This window comes from Kytococcus sp. HMSC28H12 (assembly GCF_001816045.1).
Taxonomy (GTDB): domain Bacteria; phylum Actinomycetota; class Actinomycetes; order Actinomycetales; family Dermatophilaceae; genus Kytococcus; species Kytococcus schroeteri.
In genome coordinates this window covers 1-4,778 of the sequence record NZ_KV824383.1, presented here as the reverse complement: position 1 = coordinate 4,778, position 4,778 = coordinate 1, and the positions used below count along the sequence as shown (strand labels likewise).

General features: G+C 74.4%; 4 protein-coding genes. 2 read left to right on the top strand and 2 right to left on the bottom strand.

Annotated features, from left to right (window positions below):
- On the bottom strand, window positions 1-688 hold a 688-nt coding region (locus tag HMPREF3099_RS04530; protein WP_070704541.1), incomplete at its 3' end, for an aldose epimerase family protein.
- A 416-nt stretch (window positions 689-1,104) separates the two neighbouring features.
- Window positions 1,105-2,385, bottom strand: coding sequence for an AI-2E family transporter (locus HMPREF3099_RS04525; protein WP_070704538.1), 1,281 nt, complete (start codon window positions 2,383-2,385; stop codon window positions 1,105-1,107).
- Between the two features lie 92 nt (window positions 2,386-2,477).
- On the opposite strand from HMPREF3099_RS04525, the gene HMPREF3099_RS04520 reads away from it, so the two are divergent.
- Both HMPREF3099_RS04520 and nadA read left to right on the top strand, forming a co-directional pair.
- Complete coding sequence (locus tag HMPREF3099_RS04520; protein WP_070704535.1) at window positions 2,478-3,365, top strand: NUDIX hydrolase; 888 nt, start codon at window positions 2,478-2,480, stop codon at window positions 3,363-3,365.
- 331 nt (window positions 3,366-3,696) lie between these two features.
- Window positions 3,697-4,746: a quinolinate synthase NadA gene (gene nadA / locus HMPREF3099_RS04515; protein ID WP_083323490.1), complete on the top strand. Its 1,050-nt coding sequence runs from the start codon at window positions 3,697-3,699 to the stop codon at window positions 4,744-4,746.
- Window positions 4,747-4,778 lie beyond the last annotated feature (32 nt).

Here is a 4,778-nt window from a genome sequence, read left to right as displayed (position 1 = left end):
TGGTGACGGCCACGGTGCGGTGGGCGTCGGTGAGGTGCACCGGCCCGGCGGTGCGGTGGATGCGGTCGATGGCGCCCTCGGTGCGCAGGTCGCCGGACTGCGTGGTGACCCCGCCGGTGAGCGTGTCCACCACGCCGGCGCCGTCCAGACCGGCGAGCGTGCAGTCGGCCACGGCGCTCACGGCCAGGTAGGTGTGCAGCGCGGCCTCCACGGTGCGCGGTGCGGCGCCGTCGGGCAGGGCGAGGGTGAGTGCCATCCGCAGGGCGGCCCCGGCCGTGACGTCCAGGTGCAGGTCCACGCCATCGGCGGTGGTGGTCAGGCCCAGGCGGACGGTGCCGTCGGGGGCCACGTCGACCGAGGTGGGCTGCCACGGCTGGGTGCGGGCCGGGCCGTGCTTGGGGGTGTGGTGGCCGTCGGGGCCCGTGGCGAACCATGGTGCGCAGACCGGCACCCCGCCGCGGATCGCCTGGCCGGGTGCGCGGACGGCGTCGGGGCTGGTCCACAGCAGGTCGCGGCCGCCGGCGGGGGTGAACGAGAGCAGGTGGGCGCCCTGGAGGTCGAGGCGCAGGGTGCAGGCGGCGGTGCGGGCCACGAGCTCGCCGGCTCCCGACCCGCTGGGCTCCAGGGCGGTGCCGGGCGGCAGCGTGACGAGGTGCGCGGTGGGCGAGGCGGCGGGCGTGTCGCTCATGCGGCCAGCGTAGGCAAGGTGGTGGGGCCGACGGGTGCGCCTGCGTGGTGGGGCCGACGGTGCGGGGGCGGCGCTCGCGTGCTCGGGAGTTCCCGCGCGGCGAGAGGTTCCGAGCACGCGACCGGCGGCCCAGCCGGCCCCGCCGAGTGCCCGCGCACGACGTGCCGGGTAAAGGTTTTCCCCAGAAGTTCGGCAGGGCTGGGAGATCCGGCGGATCGCCCCTCAGGATGGGTGACATGCCACAGGGGCCGGGATCTCCCCGTGGCAGACAGCTCTGACGGCGAATTTGATGGGACACGCAGAGGGCGCCTGACGAGCCGGCAAGGGGCCGGAGTTCTACGGAACTCCGGCCCCTTGCGTTGTGTGCGGCCCGTGCTGTGCGGCCCGCCTCGTGCGTGGCCCGTGCGGGTGCGGCCTCAGCCGCGCTCGTCCTCGACGCGGTGCGCCCCGTCCGCGGCCGGAGCAGCACTGCCCGCCGAGCCCGCCGTGGCCCCCTCGGGCGCGCGCTCCCCCTCGAGCCCCGACCGGCCCTGCGTGGAGGTGACGGGCTCGCCCTCGTGGTCGTGCAGGTGGTCGGTGTCGCGGGAGTCCGGGGTGTCCTCGTCCTGCTCCTCCGGGCGCGGGTTCTCGCCCACCAGCGCCGCCATCCACCGGTTGCCCGGCACGTGGTCGATGAGTGCGGCCTTGACCAGGATGGTGGCCGGCACCGCCACCAGCGCCCCCAGCGGGCCCAGCAGGTAGGCCCACAGGATCAGCGAGACGAAGATGACCGTGGCGTTGAGGCCCACCATGTCGCCGGTGACGCGCGGCTGGATGATGGTCTGGAACACGAAGTTGATGACCCAGTAGCCCACGGCCACGATCACTGCGGCCATCGGGCCCTTCTCCAGCAGGGCGATGAGCGCGGGCGGGATGAGGCCCAGCACGAAGCCCACGTTGGGGATGTAGTTGGTGACGAAGCTGAACACGCCCCAGGTGATGGCCAGCGGGATGCCCATCAGCCACAGGAAGCCCACGTCCACCAGGGCCACGAGCAGACCGAACACCGTGGTCACCACCCAGTAGGAGCGCACCCGCCGGGCGAAGTCCCCCAGGGCCTCGGCCGCCTCGGGGCGCTCGCGGGCGATGACGCGCATGCGGTCGGGCATGGAGCCGGTGTCGAGCACGAGGAAGATCAGGCCGATGGCGAGCAACGTCAGCAGCGAGAGCCCACTGGAGAGCTGCCCGGCCACGCCCTGCACCACGCCGGCCACCTGGCCCGGCTCGATCTTGGAGGTCATCTCCTTGAGCTGCGCCTCGTCCACCCCGAAGGTGGCGAGCTGCTGGATGGTCTGGCGGTAGAGGTCCTGCCCCTGCTCGAGGTACTCCGGCATGACCTCCACCAGGCGCAGCACCGACCACACCATCGACCACGCGATGGCCACGAGCACCGCGTAGATGGTCACCAGCGAGGCCAGGGTGGCCAGCCACCCGGGCACCTTGTGGCGGCGCAGCCAGGTCACCATCGGGTAGGCCGTGATGACCAGCGTGAGGGCCAGGAACATGGGCCCGAGCAGGCTGGCCTGGGAGCGGATGCCGACGCCCAGGACGACGAGGGCGGCCAGGCCCACGAGGGCGGGGACGGGGCCGTGGCCGACGCCGGTGCCGGGGCGGCGCTCCGGGGTGGCGGTGCGTGCGGGGGTGGTGTCTGTGCTCACGGGGTCGAGGGTACGCAGGGAGGCGCTGCCCGCCCGGGTGGTGGCGGGGGGCGCGGCGCCTGCCCGGCGGGGCCGCGTGCTGGAATGGCGGCGTGTCCTCCCTCGTCGCCGCCGAGCTCGTCGCCGTCGTCATCGGGGTGCGTGACGACACGCCCGTGGTGCTGGGGGCCACCGAGCCCGACGCCCTGCCCCACGGGCCGCTGGAGCCGGCACACCGCTCGCTGCAGGCGGGGGTGCGCGCGTGGGTGGCCGAGCAGGGCGGGGTGGAGCTGGGCTACGTGGAGCAGCTGTACACCTTTGCCGACCGGGAGCCGGCGGGGCAGGGGCGCACGGTGGCGATCAGCTACCTCGGCCTGACGCGGAGCACCCCCTCACCGCGGTGGCTGGAGGTGTACGACCTGCTGCCCTGGGAGGACCGGCGCGGTGTCGCGGGGCTGGCGCCGGCGGTGGAGCGGGCACTGCGCACCTGGGCCGAGGGGGACGAGGACGCCGTGGCGCGGGTGGCGCACACCTTCGGGCTGGACGGGCAGCCGTGGGCGCCGGAGCTGGCGTTGCAGCGCTACGAGCTGCTGTGGGAGGCCGGGCTGGTGCGCGAGTCGGCGGGTGCCGGGGCGGGCCCGCGTGACGATGCCGTGGCGGCCACCGGGGCGGTGATGGTGCACGACCACCGGCGCATCCTGGCCACGGGGTTGGCGCGGCTGCGCTCCACGCTGCAGTACCGGCCGCTGATCTTCGAGCTGATGGCCGAGGAGTTCACCCTGGGGCAGCTGCAGGCCACGGTGGAGGCGCTGGCCGGGCAGGAGGTGCACAAGCCGAACTTCCGCCGGCTGGTGCTGCAGCAGGCCGAGCTGGTGGAGCCGACGGGGCGCACCAGCCGCGACACCGGGGGTCGCCCGGCGCAGCTGTACCGGTTCCGGCGGTCCGTGCACGCCGAGCGTCGCCACGGGGGCACCAAGCTGCCGCGGCCGAAGGTGCGCTGAGCGGCCGGCGCCCGGCGGGCAGTGGGCGTCACGGCGCGGAGCGTCGGGTGGCCTCCCCTCGCGTGAGGTGGGGGCTCTGCGCACGCGACACCTCACCACGCACGGGAAAGGTGCTGCCCGCACGCGGCGTTTCCCGAGCGGCGGGCACGTTTCGCGCGCCGCGTGAGGTTTCGCGTGCACCGGGGCGCGCTGTGTGAGGTGTCGCGTGCGCCGGGTGCGCGTGCGGCCCCCGCCGGCACCACCCTGTGGCGCGGGTCACGAGCACCCCTCCGCATGACCTACCCTTGTGCTCGCTCTGAGAATGTACTCACTCTGAACACAAGGGGCCGACATGATCGCCACCACCACCCACCTGGCCACCCCGCGGGTGCGCCACCGCGCCTCGCAGGCCGAGCTGCTCGACGTCGCCGCCGCCGTGGAGGCCACGCGCGAGGAGTACGAGCGCGTCCGCCACGTGGTGCCCGAGGCCGAGTGGGCGACCTTCGCGCAGGACGTGGTGGCCATCAAGGAGCTCAAGCGCACCCGCGACGCCGTGGTGCTGGCGCACAACTACCAGACCCCCGAGATCTTCCACGGCGTCGCCGACCTGGTGGGCGACTCCCTGGCGCTGGCCCGCATGGCGCAGGAGGTGGAGGCCTCCACCATCGTGCTGGCGGGCGTGCCGTTCATGGCCGAGACCGCCAAGCTGCTCAACCCCGGCAAGACCGTGCTCGTGCCCGATGCGGGGGCCGGCTGCTCGCTGGCCGACGGCATCACCCCCGAGGACGTGCTGGCCCTGCGCGCCGCCCACCCCGGCGTGCCCGTGGTCACCTACGTCAACTCCTCCGCGGCGGTGAAGGCCGTGAGCGACGTGTGCTGCACCAGCGGCAACGTGGAGCGGATCGTGCGCCACCTGGGGGCCGAGAAGATCATCTGCGTGCCCGACGAGTACCTGGCCCGCAACGTCGCCGAGGCCACCGGGGTGGAGGTCATCACCCACCCGGCGCGCTGCGAGGTGCACGAGCGGTTCTCCGTGGCCGACGTGGAGCAGATCCGCGCCGAGCGCCCCGGCATCACCGTGGTGGCGCACCCGGAGTGCCACCCGGACGTGGTCGCCGCCGCCGACGTGGCGGGGTCCACCGCGCACATGCTCGACTACGTGCGCACGCAGCGGCCCGCCCAGGTGGCGCTCATCACCGAGTGCTCGATGGCGGACAACATCCGCGCCGCCCAGCCGGAGACCGAGTACGTGCAGCCGTGCAACCTGTGCCCGCACATGCGGCGCTCCACGCTCGCGGGCATCCGGGCCGCGCTGGAGACCGGCGGGCCCGAGGTGGTGCTCGAGGAGTCCACGGCCGCGGCGGCGCGCCGGGCGGTCGAGCGGATGCTGGAGCTCTCGTGACGCACGCGAGGGGCGCGGGCGCGACGGGGGCC